Origin of the sequence: Rhodococcus sp. UYP9, from assembly GCF_040547235.1 — a bacterium.
Taxonomy (GTDB): domain Bacteria; phylum Actinomycetota; class Actinomycetes; order Mycobacteriales; family Mycobacteriaceae; genus Rhodococcoides.
In genome coordinates, this window is sequence record NZ_JBEPPH010000005.1 from 180,742 (window position 1) to 203,801 (window position 23,060).

10 protein-coding genes and 1 pseudogene are annotated in these 23,060 nt (G+C 59.2%); 7 read left to right on the forward strand and 4 right to left on the reverse strand.

All coding sequences use genetic code 11. The annotated features are described in order from the left end of the window. The first annotated feature begins 1,196 nt into the window (after positions 1-1,196). The 6 genes from ABIB36_RS16180 to ABIB36_RS16205 are packed head-to-tail and all read left to right on the forward strand — an operon-like array spanning position 1,197 to position 18,936. Positions 1,197-5,333, forward strand: coding sequence for a protein kinase domain-containing protein (locus tag ABIB36_RS16180; protein WP_354560901.1), 4,137 nt, complete (start codon positions 1,197-1,199; stop codon positions 5,331-5,333). Continuing rightward, positions 5,333-8,938, forward strand: coding sequence for a BREX-2 system adenine-specific DNA-methyltransferase PglX (gene pglX / locus ABIB36_RS16185; RefSeq protein WP_354560899.1), 3,606 nt, complete (start codon positions 5,333-5,335; stop codon positions 8,936-8,938). The genes ABIB36_RS16180 and pglX overlap by 1 nt, the downstream gene beginning before the upstream one ends. Then, a complete protein-coding gene (locus ABIB36_RS16190; RefSeq protein ID WP_354560897.1) occupies positions 8,935-12,687 on the forward strand; it encodes a DUF6079 family protein in 3,753 nt (1,250 codons plus the stop codon). The genes pglX and ABIB36_RS16190 overlap by 4 nt, the downstream gene beginning before the upstream one ends. Further along, the gene (gene pglZ, locus ABIB36_RS16195; RefSeq protein WP_354560895.1) at positions 12,684-15,485 is read left to right on the forward strand and encodes a BREX-2 system phosphatase PglZ; all 2,802 of its coding nucleotides are present in this window, start codon (positions 12,684-12,686) and stop codon (positions 15,483-15,485) included. Before ABIB36_RS16190 ends, pglZ begins: the two co-directional genes overlap by 4 nt. Next, on the forward strand, positions 15,482-16,774 hold the full coding sequence (brxD, locus tag ABIB36_RS16200; RefSeq protein WP_088943627.1) for a BREX system ATP-binding protein BrxD: 1,293 nt from the start codon (positions 15,482-15,484) through the stop codon (positions 16,772-16,774). Before pglZ ends, brxD begins: the two co-directional genes overlap by 4 nt. Beyond that, complete coding sequence (locus tag ABIB36_RS16205) at positions 16,771-18,936, forward strand: DEAD/DEAH box helicase (protein WP_354560892.1); 2,166 nt, start codon at positions 16,771-16,773, stop codon at positions 18,934-18,936. The genes brxD and ABIB36_RS16205 overlap by 4 nt, the downstream gene beginning before the upstream one ends. 24 nt (positions 18,937-18,960) lie before the next feature. On the opposite strand, the gene ABIB36_RS16210 is transcribed toward ABIB36_RS16205, so the two are convergent. The 4 genes and pseudogenes from ABIB36_RS16210 to ABIB36_RS16225 form a co-directional block, all read right to left on the reverse strand. Next, positions 18,961-19,254 (reverse strand): hypothetical protein, encoded by a 294-nt coding sequence (locus ABIB36_RS16210; RefSeq protein WP_354560889.1) that lies wholly within the window; start codon positions 19,252-19,254, stop codon positions 18,961-18,963. A gap of 341 nt (positions 19,255-19,595) precedes the next feature. After that, positions 19,596-20,225, reverse strand: a complete 630-nt coding sequence (locus ABIB36_RS16215) for a hypothetical protein (protein WP_354561233.1) — start codon at positions 20,223-20,225, stop codon at positions 19,596-19,598. A 153-nt stretch (positions 20,226-20,378) separates the two neighbouring features. Further along, positions 20,379-20,627, reverse strand: a pseudogene (locus tag ABIB36_RS16220) (GIY-YIG nuclease family protein); the annotation flags it as partial. 492 nt (positions 20,628-21,119) lie between these two features. Beyond that, positions 21,120-21,428 carry an ADP-ribosylglycohydrolase family protein gene (locus tag ABIB36_RS16225; protein WP_354560887.1) on the reverse strand — a complete coding sequence of 103 codons (309 nt, stop codon included), beginning with the start codon at positions 21,426-21,428 and terminating at the stop codon, positions 21,120-21,122. A gap of 450 nt (positions 21,429-21,878) precedes the next feature. On the opposite strand from ABIB36_RS16225, the gene ABIB36_RS16230 reads away from it, so the two are divergent. Further along, positions 21,879-23,000 (forward strand): hypothetical protein, encoded by a 1,122-nt coding sequence (locus ABIB36_RS16230; protein WP_354560884.1) that lies wholly within the window; start codon positions 21,879-21,881, stop codon positions 22,998-23,000. Positions 23,001-23,060: the final 60 nt, after the last annotated feature.

Below are 23,060 nucleotides of genomic sequence, written 5' to 3' on the forward strand. Positions count from 1 at the left end.
GGCGTTGCCGCCACTAATTGGCCCGGTTATCCGGGCGATGGACGACGGAGTTCGGAGGACAGATGCAGGGTTTCGATCAGGAGCACAACCCGTTTCACACGGTGGTTGACGGGTTATCGAGGTTCATGCTGACCCTGCAGTCAATCTCGTACTCGTTCACAACGGCGTACCGCTGATCACAAGCGTCGAGGTTGTTAATCTTTCCTGCGCCGATGTGGTCGACGTCAAGGTTTCGGTTTAGCTGTTCGGGGCCGGTGCGAAGCTATCGCCGCGACGGGTCAACGTCCATGACTGCACTTTGCGCGCCGGTGAAGACGTCATGTGGTCCGGCTACTAGTCGATCGTCCCGTCGATCCCAAATCTACGTGCCATCAACGAGCCCCCCTGCGACGATCGCCGTCACAGTTTCGCGGTTGTGTGGTGAGTACATCCCACCTCAACGTCCCAATCTGCACACGTCATGGGCAACGGAGTCCAAATCAAGGTGGCACTGTTCACTGAGTGCATGCCACTTGCCGAGTGCTGGGGTGCCCAGATCACCAAGAAGTCGCACGACGCCAGAGGCTTTGCGCCGCCCACGCTGGACAATGCGAACCGTCGTGTGTCGACGACATTCGACACGCATGCAGGAAGTCGAATTCTGATTCGGTCTTAACCGTCCTCGTGGTGGAGGTCGAACTCACGATGCCCGCATGCCAGACGTGCCATGTCCTCCGATCTATCCAGCCAAGGCTCACGACCTCCATCTCGTCTTCGCAGAGCTTTGCGTACCTCCGGTGATGGAGATTAATGTCGACGTCGACCCCCACGCACTCAGCCCTTGAGATCGAGTCATCGATCTCCCAGAATCGCTCGATGTACTGCTGGGCCAACGCAAATTTACGCTGCCTTACTTGGATAAATAGTGCTAATACAGCAGCCAGAACGCCGACGAGTGTTCCAATGTCGATTAAGGCCATTGCTTCGCACTCCTTTCAAATTTGGTGGCACCCCACCAACAGCTCACGTGGATTCAGACTCGACCACTGAAACCAGTGTGAACGCTGGGATCTCGCGAAGTAGGCGCTTTGGAACGACTCTCATGACGACCGACCGGCCTCCAACATCCATGGGTGATTCCCCTGGTTGATAAGGTCGACTAAGTTTTCGGCGGCCACCGCGTGGTCGTCAACGTGTTCTAAGATCTAGGCGGTGGCGTGGCGCAAGGTAACGACCGGTGGGTCGAGGTTTCGAAGTCTGCGTTCGACCATGAAACTGCTGGTCTGGAGATGATTCGGGACCTTCTGCCGGCCTCCGCCCCGTACCGTGCGTGGACGAACTTCGAGTTCATGGACAACCATGGCCAGTGGCATGAGATCGACGCCTTGGTCCTTGGCCGACGTCGCCTCCATCTTGTGGAGCTCAAGAGCTATTCCGGAGTTTTGCGGGGCTCGGAGACCAGCTGGGTCCGCACCACGATGGGTGGCAAGACGCTCACGCAGCGCTCGCCGCTACTGGTGACCAGACGCAAGGCCCAACGTCTGGCAACTCGTATCGAAGAAGAAGCTCGCAAGGTCGCGCTCGAGATCGGCTTGAATCCGGAGAAGGTTCGGCGGGCTCTTCCCTTTGTGCAGGAGTCTGTGTTCCTGCACGGCTCTCCGTTCAAGACGGATCTTCCTGACCTGGCGAAGTCGAGCCTCTTCGGACCTGACGGCCAAGAGGACGAGACCGGTCTGCCTGGTATCTCGGATCGACTCTTGGAACCTCCGACGGACAACAGGCGGGTCGACGAGGACCTCAGTGTCATCATCGCCCTAGCGTTGAAGAACCTCGGCATCAGTCGTCGCACGGAGCGTGACGCGGGTTCGTGGACTATCACGGGCACACCGATTGCGAGCGGCGACGACTGGCAAGAATGGTCGGCCACCCAAAAGGTTACAAAAGAGAAGGGCCGCGCGCGGATCGTCTCGTTCCGCCGAGGAACGCCTGCGAACGCTCGGGCAGCGGCGTACCGCAAGATCGACCGCGAATACTCGTTGCTCAGCTCACTTCGACACGAGAGCATCGTTGCCCCACGTGACTTGGTTCAGGACGACGACGGCAACACGGTCATCGTCTACCCAGAGACCCCCGGATACGAGCCGCTCGATCTTGCGCTCGCAACCCGCACCCTCACCGCCGAGCAGCAGCTGCTGATCCTGACGCAAATCGCGGAAGCCGTTGGCTATGCGCACCGCAACTCCGTTGCACACCGGGGACTCGGCCCCTCCACTGTGCTTGTCCATACGGCGCAGCTCGATACCGGTACGGTCAGAGTCCGGCTTGCTGACTGGTCGTGGGCGGGGCGGGTTCACAGTCACGACACTCGTTCGTCGACGATGCTCGGCACTTCGGCGACGACGGGAACGTCCCCTTCCGACGACGTGTATCAGGCCCCGGAAGACCGCTGGGCGATCGATGGAGATCGCCTCGCTCTCGACGTCTTCTCCCTGGGCGCGCTCGCCTACTACTTGTTGTCGGGTGGCCAACCCCCTGCCAGGGATCGGGCCGCGCTCCTCGAGCGATTACGTCAGGAAGAAGGTCTCGATCTCGCCGCATCCGGTGGGCGGTTCGTCGACGAGACTCTCCGAGCGCTGGTACTCCGGGCGACCCAGCCCTCGGTTACCAAACGAGTTCAGACAGACAAAAAGACCGGTCGGCCTGGATTCGGGGCACAGCAGTTCGCGACCGAGCTCGCGAACTACCGCCACAAGCAACTAGCTCCGATCGAACAGTTGGCCGATCCTCTGAATCCAGCGCCGGGTGCTGTGCTGAGTGATCGTTTCGAGGTAGTCCGGGTACTCGGTTCTGGTTCCACAGCGCGCGGGGTCCTGGTTCACGACCGTGCGCATGACGACATGCTCCGCGTGCTCAAGGTGGGCCTCGATGACAGTGCCGTTGCGAGACTTCGCGACGAAGCTGAGGTTCTCACTCAGATCGGCGTGCAAAAGCCCCCGGTTTCCGGTGTCGTCGAGCTGATCGAAGGCCCGCTGGACCTGGCCCTGAATCGCACCGCACTGTTGCTCAGCAACGGTGGTGAGCAAACGCTCGCCGACGTCGTGCGCTACACGCCGTTGGGTGAGGGCCAGCTGAAGGCATGGGGCCTCGAGCTGCTCGACGTAGTGGTGGCCCTCGATGCCGCCGGCATCACCCACCGCGACATCAAACCCGCCAATCTCGGGCTCTCCCGACCGGGGGGCAAAGCTCGTTCTGCCAAGGCCCGATTGGCCTTGTTCGACTTCTCGCTGTCGCGTGCCCCTGTCGATCAATTGGATGCGGGCACGCCTCCTTACCGTGACCCGTTCCTTGGTACGGGGCTGCGCACTTCCTTCGACTCTGCAGCGGAGCGGTACTCGGTTGGGGTAGTGCTGTTCGAGATGGCGACAGCCTCGACGCCCGAGTACGGCGACGGAGTGAGCGACCCAGGCGTTCTCAAAGATGAGGTGACTGTCAGCCCGGAAGATTTCACGGCCGGGGGCTTGAGTCGCAGTCGAGCCGAGGCGCTGGTCGGGTTCTTCCGAATTGCGCTGGCGCGCAACGCCAAGGACCGTTTCGATACAGCATCATCAATGCGAAGCGCGTGGAGTGCGGTGTTCAAGGCCCGTAACACCGCTGAACCGGTGTCGCCACCCGTCGTGCAGAAACCAGCGCTGGTCGCTTCTGCTGACACAAACCCGACAACGATCGTTCCGACGATCACATCGCTGGCCATGCTTGTTGGGGAGTTCGCGCGCGCCGCAGGCTCGAAGCCCAGCACTATCCGTCGCCAGGTAGTCGAGCTCGTCCTCGGTTCACACTCACAGTCGCCGGAAGATCCATTTGTCACCTACCAAGTGTTGTCGCCACTGGCGAACGTCACTTCGGGTCGGATCGCTCAGATCTTCGGTGAATTCTCGGAGCTGTGGGACAAACACTCCCAACTCGCGTCCACAGTCCGCGATCTGCACGGTCGTTTACAGATTCTGTTGGAGAAGTCGGGCGGTGCAAGTACGCCGGATTTGTTGGCGCGCGAGTTGCTTGGGGCCTTGCAATCAGATGGCCTGGCGGACCCCCAGCGCTCGGCTCTGGGGGTGCTCCGCATTTTGATGGCCTCTCAGCCGCCGTCGACTCTGAACGACGATCTCGAATCTGGTGTGGATTCGTCGTTGCACATGGTGCGACGCCACGGTTCGGGGACCGTAGCGATGATCTCCACGGCCGCGGTGTCGCGCCGACTTCCAGCTGTTCTCGCGGTCGACGCCGAAAAGCTTCTGGCCGAGTTGGTTTCCCAGGGGTCCGTGCTCGTCTCCCCTGCTGATGCGGAGATGCCACTTCGCGCATCGGCAGCAACTGTTTTGGATGTCGCTCCCAACGAAATCGAAATCCCAGGTCATGTCCTGTTGCGGATCGCTGCCGTGGGGTCGAAGGAGGTGGCTCTCTCTGCGCGCGATGAGCTCCATTCACGGGCGCTCCCGATCGTCGAGTCCCTTCGAATCCTGTTGCGGGGACTGTCGACGTCTGATTCGTTCAGCCGAGCAGAACTCGAGTCCAGACTTCTGGCCCGCTTTCCAGCGCTGGTTCACTCCCTCCCACGCCGCCCCGATCTGGACGACGTCGTGTCGAAACTCTTACCGGACATGCGGTGGGACGAGACTGCGAGCCGGTTCGCATTCGAGCATGCACTCGATCCTGCATCGCATGTTCCGACGCGTCACACGCGTACTGCGCCGAGTCATCAACGCGGAAACAGTTCCACCGACATCGAATTCGCTCTCGAGTCCAGTGTTCGCGAACACAACTTCCGGGCATTGGGCGTTCCGCTGGGCGCGTCGGATGCTGTCGCTGCTGGGCTCGCTGCACGTTTCGGTGCTCGTCATATCGATGTGACTGATCTCCTCCTCAACAAGCTACGCAGTACCGCCACCCAAGCAAATATCAGCTGGAGTGAAATTCTCGCCGCTGACGCAGGCGCGGTAACTGATCGTGAGAATTTGAGAGGTTTTGTTTCACAGGCAATTCCGACACTCACGGACGCCGTCAGCAACGCTGATTCACCAGTGGTGTTGACCGATCTCTCGACTCTCGCAGCGTATGGGCAGCTCGGTGTTCTGCATGCGTGGGCTGACCTCGCGTCCCCGCCGAAGCATGCCGTGTGGGTGTTGGTGCCTCAACGGCAAGAGTCTGGTGGTTTGCCCGGTGCTCGTGTCGATGGAACCGCGCTGCCCCTCAACAGCCCGGAACAGTTCATTCAAGTTGCCGCCGAGGAAGTAGCAGCCTTGCTCGCAAGCGCGCAAACAAAGAATCATTCTGACGATCGTATCGAGGAGAACATCTGATGACGCTGGCCACGACGGCAGGCCCCCAGCTGACGGCTGCGTTGAAGCCACAGTTGGCATTGTTGGTCGACGACATACGCGCTCGACTCGAATCCAATGCCGAAGAGTTGGGGCGTTGGCAAGCGACTCATCGTCAAGCGGTCGCAGAACAGCGCACTGCTGGATCGTGGACAGATTGGTCGGAGGACCAGATCACGCAGGCGGCCGTCGGTTGGCTCCTGACTTCCGTCTTCGTGCGCTTCTGCGAAGACAATCTACTCCTGGGCGATACTGCGGTATGGATTGCTGGGCCAGACCGCGGTTTGCGACAGCGAGCCGAAGACGCAGAGAACGATTTCTACCGACGGAACCAGGATTTTTCGTACCGTGAGTGGCTCGAGGTGTCGTTCACAGCGCTACGCGACTGCCCTGCTACCCAAGCACTAGTCGATGACCATGCGGCGCTCAACATTGCTTCACCGACTTCTGATGCGGTGCAACAACTTCTGTCGTTCTGGCGCCGCACCGGAGATGACGGTGAATTGATCTGGTCGTTCGCGGACGCTGATCTATCCACTCGATTCCTGGGCGACCTGTATCAAGACCTCTCTGAATTCGCGAAGAAGAAGTATGCGCTTTTGCAGACGCCAGAATTTGTCGAAGAATTCATCCTCGATCGAACGCTGACGCCAGCTCTCAAAGACCGGCCGCTCGAAGGCTTCAAATTGATCGACCCCACCTGCGGCAGCGGGCACTTCCTGCTCGGTGCGTTCGCGCGACTCACCGAACGCTGGCACCAAGAAGCGCCGGGTCTCGAGTTACGCACACGCGTCGATAAGGCGCTTGAATCCATATATGGCGTGGACTTAAATCCATTTGCCGTCGCAGTCGCGAAGTTTCGTCTGATCGTTGCTGCACTACAAGCTTGCAGAATCACCAACCTGATTGACGCACCTAAATTTACTTTAAATTTGACTGTTGGCGATTCCCTTTTACATGGTCTTGAACAAGACGGGAAACGCGCTTTCGACTACGGCGACATTGCTTACAACAAAGACGCCGTGGCGGCTGGATTTACATATTTAACCGAAGATGCAGCTACATTAATCAAGATTCTTGCGCCCCAGCAATATGACGTTGTGCTTGGAAACCCCCCCTATATCGTTGCCAACGATCAAGCGCTAAACAGTCGATATCGCGAAATATTTCATTATTGCAAAGGCCAATTCGCACTGACAATCCCATTCATGGAACGATTCTTTGAGCTGGCAAAAACTGGCGACCGCGCAGGATGGGTTGGACTTATAACGTCAAACTCGTTCATGAAGCGCGAATTTGGTGTACCTATCATCGAAGAATTTCTTAGCATTAAGGATCTTCGATTAGTTGCCGATACCTCTGGTGCATATATACCCGGTCACGGTACGCCGACCGTCATTATTGTAGGACGAAATCGAAACCGGATAAAGGATTCCGTCCGTGCAGTCCTTGGCATTCAGGGTGAACCTAGCGCGCCGGTCGATCCGAGCCGCGGCAAAGTGTGGAGTTCCATCGTGCACAACGTTGACACCGCAGGATATCAAGACCAGTGGATATCAGTGGTAGACGTACCGAACGCCATGCTGGCTCATCACCCCTGGAGCTTGAACGGGGGTGGCGCAGTCGACGTGTTGGCTGCAATTAATCACGCAAGAGATCATAGCCTCCGTTCGATTGCTGATGAGATCGGAAGAACCACAGTCGTGGGCGAGGACGGCGCGTGGCTATACCCACTCTCTACGCTCAATCGGTTTCGCTCCCTCCTTTCTTTCAGGCAGTTTGTGACAGGCGAAGACATCCGCGATTTCACAATCGCACGCACTACTTTTGCACTCAACCCCTACACCGACCCGACTAACTCCGCACCCATCGCGGAAGCGACACCTATCGTGACTAGCCTCTGGCCTATGCGTACGATACTTGCGCGTAGAACGGTGTTTCAAAAGTCGCTCGCCGATCGCCATTTACCGTGGTGGGTGCATCTGGAAAGTTATTCCCGAAAGTTAATTTCCACAAACGGAATTGCATTCCCATTTGTGTCTACTCACAATCATTTCGCGCTCGATCGAGAGAAAAGGCTGTTCAAGCAAACTGCACCAGTCATCAAGTTGCCGAAGGATGCGACTGAGGACGATCACCTAAGACTGCTGGGGACTCTCAACAGCTCGACCGCCTGCTTCTGGCTCAAACAGAACAGTTACCCAAAGGGAGGCGATCCCATTGGAAACGAGGGGGCGCGGGTCAGCGGTGCCGGCTGGTCTGACCGCTACGAATTCACCGGCACCACCCTCAAAGACTTCCCGCTCCCCGCAGCCGCACCACTGAGCCGCAGCCGTCGAATCGACACACTGGCACAACAACTCTCCGCGCAGGAGCCTGCTGCTGCAATCGAGGCTCACGGCGCAACCCGTGCCACCATCGATGCCGCACGAAGCCAGCATGCACACATCCGCACTTTGATGATTGCCGAACAAGAAGAACTCGACTGGGAGGTCTACCGAAACTATGGCCTCATCGATGATGATCTGACTGTGCCGGTGGGCAAGGCTCCCGAGACCGTGCTTGGTGAGCGCACATTCGAAATCGTGCTCGCTCGAAAAGTCGCATCCGGTGAATCGGAGACAGCATGGTTTTCCCGTCACAACTCCACACCGATCACAGCGGTGCCAGCACAGTGGCCAAGCGCGTACCGCGAACTCATCGAGAAGCGTATCGCTGCAATCGAATCCAATCCGTTCATACGGTTGCTGGAGAAGCCGGAATACAAGCGCCGGTGGGCCGGCGAAACCTGGGACACCAAGCTCCAGAGTGCTCTCAAAGACTGGCTTCTGGACCGTCTCGAAGACCAGTCGCTCTGGTTCACGCCGAATGGCACGCCACAACCACGTTCCATCGGTGAGCTCGCCGGCCAGGTCGAGACCAACACAGAATTCATCGACGCACTGGACTTATGGGCTGGCCAGAAGGACGCGCCCGTAACCGCCACGCTGATCAAACTCCTCGCAGATGAGGGTGTCCCCTACCTTGCCGCCATGCGCTACAAGGACTCCGGACTGCGCAAACGCGCAGAGTGGGAACGCGTCTGGGATCTGCAACGAGACGAGGATGCTGGCCTGATAGCGGCGACCGACATTCCCGTGCCACCGAAATACACCGGTGCTGACTTCGTCAAGCAGTCCTACTGGTCACACCGCGGCAAACTCGATGTCCCCAAAGAACGGTTCATCTCTTACCTCGGCGCGGGACGAGAAACTGATCCGACTCCACTGCTGGGCTGGGCAGGCTGGAACCAAGCCCAGCAAGGCATCGCTCTCGCGACGATCTACGCCTGGCGCGAATCCGAAGGCATCGATCTCGGTGAACTCGTGCCCATCGTCGCTGGCATTGCCGAGATACTGCCCTGGGTCAAGCAATGGCACGCCGGACCTGACCCAATTCTCAGTCTCGATCTGGCCGAGTACCTCACCGGCCAGCTGGCCGAGAAATCAGCAGCCGTGAACGTGCCCGTAGACGATCTCAACAAGTGGCGGCCCGTCAAGACCACCCGAGCACGCAAAGCCACCGCACGAAAGGCAGTTCAGCAGTGACCTTCTCCGGTTCATCCGCCGCTCCCGCTCGGACTCTGCGGGAGACGTTCGCGATCCCCGAGTCGCACGGCACCAATGATTACGTACTGCGACTGTCGGATTCAGTCGAAGAGAACAGCATCGCAGCCACGATCAGTACGTACGTCGTCACACCGGCACTCGCCGATGCCTTCGACACTGCGCTGTCTGTCGTCGACGAAGCACTACGCACCAAGCAAAACAAAGCTGCCTACCTGGAGGGTTCCTTCGGATCTGGTAAGTCGCACTTCATGGCCGTGCTGCACGCAATCCTCGGGCACTCACCTGCAGCACTGTCCACTCCCGAACTTCAACCGGTCATCGCGAAACATCCCGCGATTGCGAAGGCGAACCTGCTGCGCCTGACGTTCCACTTCCTGGACGCGCACAGCGTGGAGTCGGCACTGTTCGATCAATACCTACGTCAAATAGCGGCGCTACACCCCAATGCCCTACCGCCGGTGCTGCATTCGGCCGGCGGGCTGTTCGCCGACGCGGACAACCGCCGCCGCGAGGTCGGCGACGCCACCTTCTTCGCAGCGCTCAACGGCACACACACCCAACAGACCACAACAGTCGACTGGGGCGCACTGGGTCAGGGCACCAGCACTTGGACTGCGGAGACTTATGCGTCCGCCTGCGCGCCCAACGCAGACCCCGAGGTACGCGCGAAACTGCAGCAAGGCCTGATTGCCACGTACTTCACCAGCTACTCGCGCAATACAGATTGGCTACCGCTCGAAGACGGTCTCGCGGTCATCGCCGACCACGCCAAGTCGCTCGGCTACGACGGCGTCGTACTGATGCTCGATGAGCTGGTCCTCTGGCTGACATTCATGATCACCGCGCGCGAGAAGTTCAACGTCGAGGTCCAGAAGATCACGAAGCTCGTCGAAACAAGCCGAGGACACCTCGCGGTCCCCATTGCGTCGTTCATCGCTCGTCAGCATGATCTGAGCCGCTGGTTGACCACCGGGCCCGAGTCCGGTGCAACCCAGCAAGCCCTGGAGCAGGCCTTTGCCCACCAGGCCGGCCGGTTCGGCAGTGTCCGCCTCGGTGACGAGAACCTGCCCTACATCGCGAACAAGCGGCTACTCCAACCAGCGAACGCGGATGCGGTCGCTGCGCTCGACGCCGCGTTCGCCCGACTCGACCGGAGCCCCAAGGTCTGGGATGTATTGCTCGACGGCGTCAACACCGACGATCAGCACCGCGGGTCGGACTCCGACGCATTCAAACTCACCTATCCGTTCTCGCCTGCGCTCATCGACACCCTCCGGTCGCTCTCCGGTCAGATGCAGCGCGAGCGCACCGCGCTCAAGGTGATGCAACAAATTCTCGCCGACAACGCCGACCGTCTCACCATCGACAACGTCATTCCCGTAGGCGAAGCATTCGACTACATCATCGACAGTGCCAACGCGACACCGATCAATGATGCTGCAGCACAGACGTTCAAGACTGCCCGCACACTGTGGACCGACAAACTGCGTCCATTGCTCTTCAAGAACGCGGGCGTCCCTGAGACGACAGCAGACAAGGACGTTCCACTCGGACTACGTGCCGACATCCGGATCGCCAAGACTCTGCTGATGTCAGCTGTTGCACCGAACGTACCGGCACTCAAGCAAATTGACGCTTCGCGGCTGGCATCGCTCAACCACGGCAGCGTTATCAGCCTGATCCCCGGAGACCAGATCGGTCAGATCACCAACAAGGTGAAACAGTGGGCGGCCGAGATACCAGAGCTGTCCGTCACCAACGATGCCAACCCGATCATCTCGGTGACGCTCGAATCGGTTGACTACGAACGCATCATCGCGCGCGCACAATTGGAAGACACCGATGGCCGTCGACGGGAGTTGATGCGTGATTTGCTTGCCGAGCATCTAGGGGTCATCGGCGCTCAACACACTGTCGACAACGCGCTGCTGCGGTCGGTCACCTGGCGTGCCACGCAACGACAGGTCGAGGTCGTGTTCGGCAACGTCCGCGACCACGGTTACCTTCCGGACGAGACCTTCCGCCCATCCGTCGAGGGTGCGTTGAGGCTTGTGGTCGATCTGCCGTTCGACGATGCAGGCCACACGACCGCCGAGGACCACGATCGCGTCGAACAGTTACGTCGAACCAGCCAAGACCGATTTACCGTCGTCTGGCTCCCCAGCTTCTTCCCGGAGAAAGTAACGCGCCAGCTCGGACGCCTCGTCATTCTCAACTACGTTTTGGCCGGAGATCGGTGGGCCGGCTATGCCAACGAGCTCTCCGAAGCCGACCGGGCTGCTGCACGCTCGATACTCCAACAGCAGCAAGCTCAGGTACGTGGCCAGCTGAACAATGCTGTGCAGGTCTCCTACGGCGTGGCCGCGGGAGCCTCCTTCGAGGAAGGCCAACCGCCACTTCGGTCGCTCCACGCGGGTTTCGTCGTACAACCACCCATCGGAAATACCCTGGGCGAGGCGGTCAATCGGCTCATCGACGACGCATTCGACGCGCTGTACCCGGACCACCCCGATTTCACCCCGCCGGACAAACTCATCACCCGGAGTGAACTGAACCTGGTCCTCAAACGACTCCGAGAAGCCCAATCTCAGCTGGACGGACGTATCCCCCTCGAGCGTTCCGAACGCGATATTGCCCGTCGCGTCGTGGAACCTTTGGCCCTCGCCAAGACCAACGAGACGCATCTGTTGTTCGGACCGGAACATTTCGCGACGTGGCGGAGCCGAATTACTCAAGAGCTGTCGAGATCGTCGATCGATGAAGACACCGACGTCGCCATCGAGGTGCTTCGAACTGCCATTGCCGCCAGTGGGGCCCGACGCGGCCTGACCGACGACATGGTCGACCTCATTGCCGGTGCATGGACTGCTCAAACGAAGCGCTCGTGGTTCCTGCACTCGTCCCCCATCGCCGAACCACTCATCGGAGACTTCCGTCGCGGCACCACAATGCGCCTCGAACCCTTACCTGAGCGCCAACCGTGGATCGATGCCTGCCGCCGATGGAATGTGCTCACAGGCCAGAACGTCAACGATTTTCTCACTGCCACCAACGTCGCAGTCTTTGCGCGCACCGTGCAGGAGTTCGCTGCCGCCGGTCGCGCAGATCGCCTGCGTCTCGTGGGCACGCTCACCAACGCTGACAGCCACCTTCGGATTCCACTCGACAACGAGCGATTGGTACTCGCCCAGGACCTGTGCGATCTCCTCGACGATCGAATTCCACACTTGGACAACATTGCCCTGGTCGAGGCGCTAGCCAGCGCGGGGCTTCATGGCACAGACCTAGAGTCCGGACGTTCCATGACAACAGCCGGCGCTGTCGCGAACACAGTGGACGGCTTCTCGTTGGACCGCCTCAACGTCCTGAGCAACGCAGCTTCAACAGAGAACGATCGCGGCCGCAAAGCCGCAGTCATCGTCGATTCGGTCAAAGCCGCACTGGCCGGTCACGAGCTTGCTCGGCCATTACAAGCGGCGCTGGACAAGGCCAGCCGAGATCGCGACAGATGGTTGGAGGAGGGCATTGTTGCTCCGCCACCGCCGCCTGTTTCAGACTCGGATCCCGAGTCAGGACAAGAGCCAACGCCAGAGCGTCAGCCCGTCGTCGAGTCGTTCACCATCGACAGCGGTGCGATCTCTTCGGTGGTTGAGGAGCGCCTCACAGCGCTGCTCGCGGCGAACCCTGGGGCGCGGTACACCGTCACCATTTCGCGGATCGATCGATGACTGCGTCCACGAACCTTCCCAAAGCGGATGTGGCCAGCGTCCGGAACTTGATATCGAACTCGAGGCAATCGCGACACAACCGTGGCGTGATCGCGGTATCCGCAGCCCCTGAGTGGACCGGCGACGCAGAATTCACCTTCGACGGGCAAACCGTCAAAGTCCGAACAGCACCGAGTGTCCTGGCCATCAGGGACGCGCTGACCGAACGCAGTCGCGTCGACTGGGTAGTAATCCTGACCGATCGAACCCCTGCGGAACTACCCGTCGGCATCCTCGAACACCTCACTGCGGGTCGTCTCTCGAATCTCGACCCTTGGCCTGTTCTACGTGAAATGTTCAGTGCATCGAAGCAAGAGTTCAATCTCCTCTCACTGAAAAACGAGTCCGCGCGTGCCGTACTGCGAGAGTTGGACGGCCGACAGATTGTGCCGGCCCCCGGTGGAGTTCTCACCAACGAACACCTGTTCACCTCACTCTCGTCCGATCGATTCGGTTTGAAGCCAGCAGAATTCACCCCTCATAGCATCGCCATGTGGTCGATGAATCGCGAGGATGCCCTACGATTCGACGGCTGGCGCTCGCGCACCGACCCCCACCTTTTCGACGAGTTTCTGAACTGGATAGGCCTGCGGCTCGGCCCCCTCGGAGGCCCGTTCACCACGGTGCTTCGAACCACCGGCCCCACCGAACTGGTCCCCCTCGGATTGGTAGCAGCATTGCTCGACAACGGCACAGCGATCTCGACAGCATTCCCTGCTGCGCTCGAAACGTCCATCAAGGTCCGAACCCTGTTGGAAGTCCAACTCGGAGGCACTGCGCATCTCACCGAACAACAACTGATCGCGTGGGGCAACACAGCAGCCCTCGCTGTCTCCGGAACCGAAGTGCCAGCTGACATTCTCCGTCGCGGAGAAGACCTTGTGACATCGCTACAGGCCGACTCGCTGATTGCCCGATCAGATGTGCTGCCGTCCGCCATGACGCCACGTATCGCGCAGTTCGCCGCCGCCCTAGCCGACGCGACCCGATCCAGCAGCCTCGCTACGGTCGAGAATGCCTGGGCCAACGTCATTTCACACCGTTCCGCGCGAGTGGACACCACCGACGCACCTCGTGATGTTCGTGTCGGCTCGGCCGCGCTGCGCCTACTGCGTTGGCTTCAGCGTCCTCCTGCGGAACCCACGACGTTGGCGTCATGGCTCACTGAACACCGCTCGGATCTGTCCTGGGTCGATGGAGCAGTCAATGCTGCTTTCACCGGCGCGGACAGCACCGCGCTTGCGTCCGCGGCCCACCACATCATCGATCTCGTTCGCCAGCGACGGGCAGCCGCCGACCGACAGTTCGCTCGACTCCTCGCCGTCAATGGCACGCACCGCAACACCTCCGCCGCAATGCCATTGCTGATCGAGGACCTTCTCGATCGAGTCGTCCGCCCTCTCACCGTGCCGCAGCCGGGCGCCACCGGTTCATCCAACCCCGTCAAACCCTCCCCTGTGCTCCTGATCGTCGCCGACGGAATGAGCGCCACCGTTGCAAACGAGGTCGTGGCTGACGCACTCCGGCGGTATCGGCCGCAGTGGCAAGAATGCGTGTTGGAGGACTCCGACACTCTGCAGGCCGCACTCGCGGTCCTTCCGACAGTGACAAAGTTCTCGCGATGCTCATTGTTGACCGGAGCACTCGCCACTGGCACCCAGGATCGTGAACGCAGCGGCTTCACTTCCTGGCTGCAGAGCAACGCACTGCAAGCAACCGGACAAGTTCTCTTCCACAAGGCCGATATGGATGCGGTCTCTCGCGGCCACGCCCTGGCATTCGACGTCCGGATAGCACTCGAGGACACCGGCAATCGCCCCGTCGTTGCCTGTGTCCTCAACGATATCGACGACGCGCTGGATCGTTCCGATCCCATCGGATCGAGTTTGTCGACATCGAGTTTCAAGCATCTCGACGCACTCTTGGCTGCAGCTGCCGCAGTGGGCCGTACGGTCGTCCTGACAAGCGACCACGGTCATGTCGTCGAACGACGCGAACAGCCCAGTGTTCAACGCGGGGTTAGGGAATCAGCACGGTATCGCTCTGCCATCGGAGTCGACCCGACTTCCCTGCCGGCCGACGAGATCCTCGTCGAAGGTGAGCGAGTGCGCACCGACGACCACCGCGCAATCCTCGCGGTGGATGAGCAGGTGCGTTACACCGGACTCAAGGCCGGATATCACGGTGGTGCGACACTGTCCGAAGCAGTAATCCCCGTATCGATATTGGTCAACGGTGCTATTCCCCCACACCTGGGCTTGGAGCTGCGTCCCAACCCGGTACCTGCCTGGTGGGATCCGCAGCGGACCACCGCAGTTGCTCCAGCGGGAGCGACGGAACGTGTCCGCGCAGTTCCCAAGCGAAAGCCCACCGCCAAACCAGTACTGCAGCCGGACTCGCTGTTCGACGTTGCCGAGCCTGCCGCACCTTCGGCCACGCCCACGCCGGTCGGTGGTCGAGATCTCGTAGCGGAACTGCTGGCGAGCCCACTCTTCACTCAGCAATACAACGCATTTCCTCCGCGAATCACCAAACCCGTCATCGGACTGTTCATTGAAGAACTGATCAACGGAAACGGCCGGATGCCTCTCCCCCAGGCCGCTGAAATTCTCGGCGTCCAAGCAGGCCGAGCGAAGAGAACGATCGCCGCGCTCAGTCAGGTCATCAATGCGGACGGTGTGGTGGCACTGAGCGAAAATGGAATCGAAGTGGAGCTTGCAGCGGGCCTGATGTTCGAACAGTACGAGGTGAAGCCATGAGTCTGTCCCCCGTCCGGCGCCGAGAAATTCTGCAGGCGCTCCGACAAGGCACCGTACCCTCCGGCAATCTCGATGTGCTGGCAGTAGGCATCGATAAATTCGCCACCACAGTCGGCGAGGATCTCGAGGCTGTTGCGTCCGGCGGAGCCGTCTTCAAGGCTGTGCGAGGTGAGTACGGCTCCGGTAAAACGTTTTACGCACGCTGGCTACAGCAACAGGCCATGAAGCGCGGCCTGGCAGTCGCTGAAGTTCAAATCAGCGAGCTGGAGACGCCGCTTCACAAACTCGAAACTGTCTACCGCCGTACCACGGAATCACTCCGCACTTCGGCGTTTGCTCCCTCCGCCTTCCGCAGCGTTCTCGACGCCTGGCTCTACGGGATCGAGGAGGACGCAGCAGCCGCGGCAGGCACCGACGAGGCATCACCCGAACAGGTCGACGCACTGCTCGAGACGCGTCTCGCAGCCGTGTCCACGGCCACTCCGGTGTATCCGATGGTGTTGCGCGCCTACAGAGCCGCGCTCGAACGCGACGACGTCGCCACCGCCGATGCCTTGGTCGCGTGGCTCGGTGGCCAACCACATGTAGGCGCCGCAGCGAAACGAGCAGCCGGAGTCCGTCAAGACGTCGATCACTTCCTGGCAATGGGTTTCCTCCAGGGCCTCCTTGCAGTACTGAAGGGTGCCCGCCACCCCGGTCTGCTGCTGGTGATCGATGAGGTCGAAACGCTACAGCGCATGCGTTCCGACGCACGAGCAAAAGCCTTGAATGCTCTGCGTCAGTGGATCGACGAACTCGATTCTGGCCGCTATCCGGGTCTGTACCTGCTCATTACCGGAACTCCCGCGTTCTTCGACGGGCGGATGGGGGTTCAGTCGCTCCCCCCTTTGGCGCAACGCCTGCATACCGACTTCTCGGGGGACGCCAGATTCGACAACCCTCGAGCCCCTCAGATTCGCCTTGCAGGATTCGACATCGACAGGTTGGTCGAAGTCGGGATTCGGGTGCGCGACGTTTTCCAAGACGGGTCCGCAGTGCCCGACCGGATCGCTTCGATGGTCGATGATGCCTACATCGCCGACCTCGCACGCGCGGTTGCCGGCAAACTCGGCGGTCAGGTCGGCATCTCACCGAGGCTATTTCTGAAGAAGCTCGTTCTCGATGTGCTGGACAAGGTCGATCAATTTCCTGATTTCGATCCACGTCAGAACTACTCGCTGACCCTGAGTTCCGAGGAGATGACCGACACCGAACGCCATGCGGTCTCCGCGGACGAGGTCCAATTGTGACCGGGTTCGCCTCCTTGAATCCCGTAGTACAGCATCACATCGTCAACAGTCTTGGGTGGCAAGGTTTAAGACCATTGCAGGAGGAGGCGGTCGCTCCAATCATGAACGGTGAGGACGCGATTCTGCTCGCACCCACAGCCGGAGGTAAAACCGAGGCCGCGTGTTTTCCTTTGATGAGCAAGATGGCCGACGAGAACTGGCAGGGCCTCTCGGTTCTCTACTTGTGCCCGCTCAAGGCTCTATTGAACAATCTGCAACCACGTATCGAGTCGTATACCGCTTGGATAGGGAGAGAGACCTTGACCTGGCACGGTGACGTGTCGGCCTCGGCTCGGACTCGAATCAAGCGTGAGCAACCCGACGTTCTGCTTACAACCCCAGAATCGCTCGAGTCGATGCTTGTCTCCGCGAGCGTCGATGCCGAACAGTTGTTCGGCAATCTCCGGGCGGTGGTGATCGACGAAGTTCACGCTTTCGCTGGTGACGACCGCGGATGGCATCTTCTGGCAGTTCTGGCGCGAATCGAGAGCCTGCTCGGACGCAGGCTTCAGCGGGTCGGAATGTCTGCGACTGTGGGCAATCCGGACGAACTCTTGAATTGGTTGCAATCGGCCGATACCGCCAGAACCGGTCGCGTCATTGCCCCCGACGTCCCCGGCAATGCGCTGGCCGTCGTCGGATCCTCGCTCGCTGTCACCTCGACACAACCCGCACGTCTAGGCGCAGCACCGACCGACGTGACGGTGGACTACGTCGGCAGTGTCGAGAACGCGGTCAAAGTGATAGCGGCACTGCATCAGGGTGAAAAACGGTTGGTTTTCGTCGACTCCCGCAGGCTCGCAGAAGAAATCGGTGAAGGGCTCCACGAGGCAGGGGTGACCGTATTCATCTCACATTCTTCTCTGTCTGCAGCGGAGCGACGACGCTCGGAGGAGGCATTCGCCGACGCGAGAGACTGCGTGATCGTCGCGACTTCGACACTCGAACTCGGAATCGATGTAGGCGACCTCGATCGGGTCATCCAGATCAATGCGCCGCGCACCGTATCGTCCTTCCTACAGCGGCTCGGCCGCACCGGCAGACGAGCCGGTACCGAACGAAACTGCCTGTTTCTCGCACTCGACAACGACAACCTTCTGACGATGATGGGAATGTTGAATTGTTGGAGTCAGGGGTGGGTCGAACCGGTCACACCGCCCATTGCCCCGCGTCATATTGCTGCACAACAGATCCTGGCCTTCGCGTTGCAGAACCACCGAATACCACTCTCCGACTGGAAGAAGCCCTGGGGCACCCTTCCGCTCTTCGATTCCACCGCTGACGAAAGTTTCGAATACCTTCTCAGTGAAGGCTTCCTGCAGCAGGATGGCGGAATCGCATTCATGGGTCCCGAAGCCGAAAAGCGTTTCGGACACCGCCACTTCATGGAGCTCCTCGCAGTTTTCACCGCCGCACCGCAGTTCACTGTCATGGCCGGCCGAAACGATATCGGCTTCGTCGAAACCGAAGTCCTGACCGAGTCCGTCGAAGGACCACGTGTCCTGTTGCTCGGTGGCCGATCATGGATGGTGACACACATCGACTGGAATCGACGGATCTGCTACGTCGAATCCACAACTATCACCGGACGCGCGAAATGGGGCTCGGCAGGGGAAGGCGCTTCCTTCGAGATCAACCGCGGCATGCGAGCAGTACTCCTGGGCGCGCTGCCAGCAGGCGTGACACTGACAAGACGGGCTTCCTCTGCAATGGAAGGATTACGTGCAGACAGAAACACAACCGTCGCAGCCGACGCCCTCGTCGTCACACGCGAGGACAACGGAGATTGGCGGTGGTGGACCTGGGCGGGGACACGTGCAAACAGAACTCTGTCCGCGTGGCTCCCGTCCATCGTGCCGCCACGACAGCTCACACGCGGAGACTCGATCCGTTTGTATCCCGACATCGGACCGCGGGAGATCAGCGCAGCGCTGGCAGCAGCTCGAAGTCCTGATGCGCCGAAGCCATTGCCATTCGTCAATTCGAAAGCGTTGAGCGGATTGAAGTTCTCTGCTGCGCTTCCCGAGAAGCTGGCTGTCCTGACAATGGCTGCCCGGCTGGTCGATCTGAACGGGGCAGAAGCAACGCTGGGCAACAAATCTTCGGTCCGAGCACAGGGTTGAAGTGTGACCTGGAGCCGACATCGCTCAGTCTACGATTCGGAACTGCTCGAACAACAACGCTGGTTCCAGAAGGACTTCGACGCCGTTCTCATACAGGATGCTCGCGCCGTCCTCGTTGATCACCTGGCTTAGGACAGCGATGCTTTGACGAACTCGGGCCGGACGGATACCGAGTACAGCAGCAACTTCGCTGTAGGACGACCGACCGTTGCCATCTATCAGCTGAGTCAAAAGCATGCCAATCGACAAAGGTGAAAAGCGTGGCCTGAATCGGTCGTACTGAATCCTAAAATGCTCCCTACCGATCAACTTGGCCACTCTTCGATCCATTGTCGATTCCAAGTGCGCTGAAAATGGCACTGGCGCAACATCCGTCGAGTTTTTTGATCAACCGGGGACAAGTCCGAAGGTATCGACCAGCAACTCGACCAATTGCTCCGCCATGGGATAGTCCAATTGGATCGATTGGCTACTCTTCGGTGCAGACACACGGTTGTCCGAACCGAACGTCGACAAGTGAAGAATCTTGTTTTCATTCTTGTCGTGAAAGATGGCAAATTGGCAGTCACCCTCGGTCGGAGCAGATTTTACCCGCTGACTGCTCGGCGAGATCGATCGAATCTTCGCCATCAGCGGCCGTGCGCTGAGCTGGTTCGAGATTAAGTCAACGCGGCCTCAGCAAGCTGCCTGCAGTGCGAGATCTTGTACGCAGATTGACGCTTCCGCATCAGATCGAGGTTGAATTTCGCTATCGACCGACGCAGGTAAGGAGACTTCAAGGCCTTCTTCAAGTCTCGAATATCTCGGAAATAGAGTGCTTGCTCGAACGCACCACCCGACTTGTGTCCGCCACGTTTCGGGAAGGTCTTCTGGGCCAACATCCGTAGCCTTCCGATCACACCCTGATGAAGTTCGCGGCCGTCGACAAACAACATCGCCCTGAGTTTGGAATTCCAATCCGAACTGACGATAAAGAACACCTCCTGCCCCGCCATCGAAACACAGAACACTCGTTGGCGGTTCCAACTGGGGTAGCAGCTGACGGTCCAGAAAGTCGCTTCGGTTCCTCGCGCAAGCGGGATACATTGCGCTGCATAGTCACCAAGAATGTGAATGATCTCCTCGTAACGAGGATGATTCGATAGCTTTGCGAAGTCACCCGCATGCGCGGCGAGCTTACTCGCACCGAGATCTACCAGATCAGTTTTATCACCCGCGTTGGCGACAACCGGGTTCTCCAGCCAGCTTTCCTGCTCGTTCGGCGTGATCAGCGCATCGAGGGTCGACACGCCGGTGTGGCCACTGGCATGTTCCCGATTGCGAACGACGAGCCCGAACCTTTGTGCATCGCGAACGAGCTGCCGCTCTACGATCCTTCGCTCACCATCGGACCGCGGATCTGCCCGGAACCAAAACTTCACAGCATCAGGATGCTTATTCCGGTGGGTGCGCAACCGCTGAGCGGCATCCTTTGCGATGCCGATATATATATCGCCGTTTGCGCACTCGAAGAGGTACAAGCCCATACGGTCAACCGGATTCGTTACTCGAAAGCGCTTGAAGCCCTCTGCGTCGAACGACTCGGGGCCGACATACTTGTTCGCGGCGGCCCAGGTCGTAAGCGAAGTACTTCGCTCCCGCTCTGGATCCAAAGTTTCACGGTGAATTGTCATTTCACTCCTGGCGTGCATAGTGGACGATCACTCGTCCTCGGATAAGTCTCACGCGTCGAGCGATTAAAACGGCAGGCGCGACCGCTGTCCGTGTCGGTCGTACGACTCAGTAGTCTTCGCCGCCCAAGAATTCGATGGAATTACATGACACCCTATACGTCTCGGATCCACCCATCCGAGATGATAAATCCACAAGTAGCGTCTCGCGTTCCAGCGTAATTCGGTAGCCCCCGTACTTACCCGGGACTGCGAACCATAGCTCGCCAGAACCTATTTCTGTCAGAACCTCGACTGGTGGGTAACGCAGAGGTGACTTGCGCCAACGAAGCAACTCGGCATCCAAAACAAAGTTGAGCCCGCGTTGGAGTGCGAGAACCGTCGCATCATCCAATCGGTGGACCGGCGTGGGTTCGAGTGAGGTCCAATACGTCTCGTGGCCCTGAGCAACATAGATGCCCAACGGGCGATTGCCGTCGACATCCCGAACGGAGAGCCACGCGCCTCGGTTGATCAGTCCGTGAATTGCATGAGGATCTCCGCTCCAGGAGGCTTGATGAAGCGGTGTGAACTGTGACTTCCCACCAAGCCTTGTCGATCCTCGTGAGCGGCCGCAGCCTGTGCGACCGCCAATGCCATCGACGTATCGTCGGTCCACTCGCCCGGGTCGAATCCGAACGGACCTCCGCCGATCATGCTGATCACAGCGCTGTCCGCTGGGATGGAAAACTCATAACCCGCACCGAGCGCATCACCTGCAGCAGAGGCGGTGAGCACGCCTGCCGCTCGGTCCAGCTGATCGGCGTCGAGCTCATGTTTCATAGTCCAGACGTTATAGGAGTGTCGAGGAACCAACTTGCCCAGTCCGGAGCTCGAGCTTTGCCATCCGCGACGAGGCCCACTGGCACCAGATCACCGTTTTGGAGACGCAGCTCTACTCGCGGATCAACCCTTTGTCGGTCTACGTCGATCCGAACTGCCCGGCACCCGAAACCCTGTGTGCTGGCTGTTCACCGTTCCCCTCCTACTTGCGTCTGTGCTCGAAAAGGGCCTCGGACCGAGGGCACTGAAGACTGCTCAGTCGGAAACAGATCGACTCCTACTCGAAAGGGCTACTTGCCAGCCGAACGCATCCAGACTTGACACTCATGCTGGGACGAGGCCGAGCGCCCTCTCAACCAAGCTAGCGCTCAGCGGAATGTATTGTTAACGCGAGGACGATGCAACCCCAGGCGTCCAGCTCTCCCACCTCTCGATCAATGGAAAGAAGAGATGCAGAAGACGTTTCGCATAGAAGACGATATCGCTTTCTTTACCGACTACAACGCATTTTCCGAATCACTTAAAGAGAAGCTATCAGCGAGACGCAGCGCCGGTTACAGCGTTGACGCCAACGAGGTGTCAGACGAGACAGCAAGCGCTAATTCGTCGTTAGCGATGGCGCTATTGTTACAGATCCAGCACGAGCGGAAGCAAAAACCATTGAACAGGGCAGCGATACGACGCCTGGAAGAAGAGCTAAGAGAAGCCAAGAGAACACGATCGCAGACCATTTCGATTGCTGGCCACGACAGAAGCTGGGCAGACTCCGCTGCGTTCTGGATCGCGGGTTTATCTATCGTCCTTGCATTTATTGCGGGAAACTCGACTGAATGGTCCGCGATTGGTTGGATCTTTGCGATACTTCTGGTCGCTGCCGGTTTCGTCGGACTCTTTGCATGCATGGCATGGTCAGCTCGCGATCCACTCGCACTAACTCCGCAGGATAAACAGGCTTTGAATTCGGCAACAATGGTCATAAACCTTCCGGAACCGCCGAGCCGCGACTGGTACCAAAACAACAAATCCCTCCGCACCCAAACTCTCTTGGACGCGGTGCGTCACGCGCATTTCATGCGAGACCTTGTTTTCGCGAGCGAGTCTTGGAATAGCAGCTACCTCGACACTCATCGAATACAATTCGATCCAGATTTCGAAGCTGATTCGATCACACAACACGCATTCGAAATGTTTGCGATTGTCCAACGAATGGGTGAGGTGCCCACCGGCGAGACCGCAACAGCCAGAGCTGCACAGAGCGCGTTCCTGAGCGCTACTAGGCCCCTTGAGCTGGTATGGGAAAAGTTACTGGAACGCGTGAATGCGCTGACTGATTACGCAAACAACCTTCTGCTGCTCGATGACCAACTCGAGGCAGCAAAGGCAGCTGTTCGTATAACGGGTCTCACTGACGATATAGGACGACTGCTCGTGAACTCAGTTGGTGATGAAATGGCAACCGACCACCTGTCACGTCTGTCGGACGAAGCGGCATCGATCAATGCTGCGATAGCCGAGCTGATCGAAACACTCAACTCAGACTTGGAGACAATACACGCTCTATCTACAGCGTAACGACTTCGGAACTGCCGTCGACTCGACTTTCCGCATCCTCAGCGCGGCCGAAAGTCGAGT

Coding starts and splice junctions, on each gene's coding strand:
- pglX (WP_354560899.1), top strand. CDS start 5,333: ATGACGCTGGCCACGACGGCAGGCCCCCAGCTGACGGCTGCGTTGAAG.
- brxD (WP_088943627.1), top strand. CDS start 15,482: ATGAGTCTGTCCCCCGTCCGGCGCCGAGAAATTCTGCAGGCGCTCCGA.
- pglZ (WP_354560895.1), top strand. CDS start 12,684: ATGACTGCGTCCACGAACCTTCCCAAAGCGGATGTGGCCAGCGTCCGG.
- ABIB36_RS16225 (WP_354560887.1), bottom strand. CDS start 21,428: ATGAAACATGAGCTCGACGCCGATCAGCTGGACCGAGCGGCAGGCGTG.
- ABIB36_RS16230 (WP_354560884.1), top strand. CDS start 21,879: ATGCAGAAGACGTTTCGCATAGAAGACGATATCGCTTTCTTTACCGAC.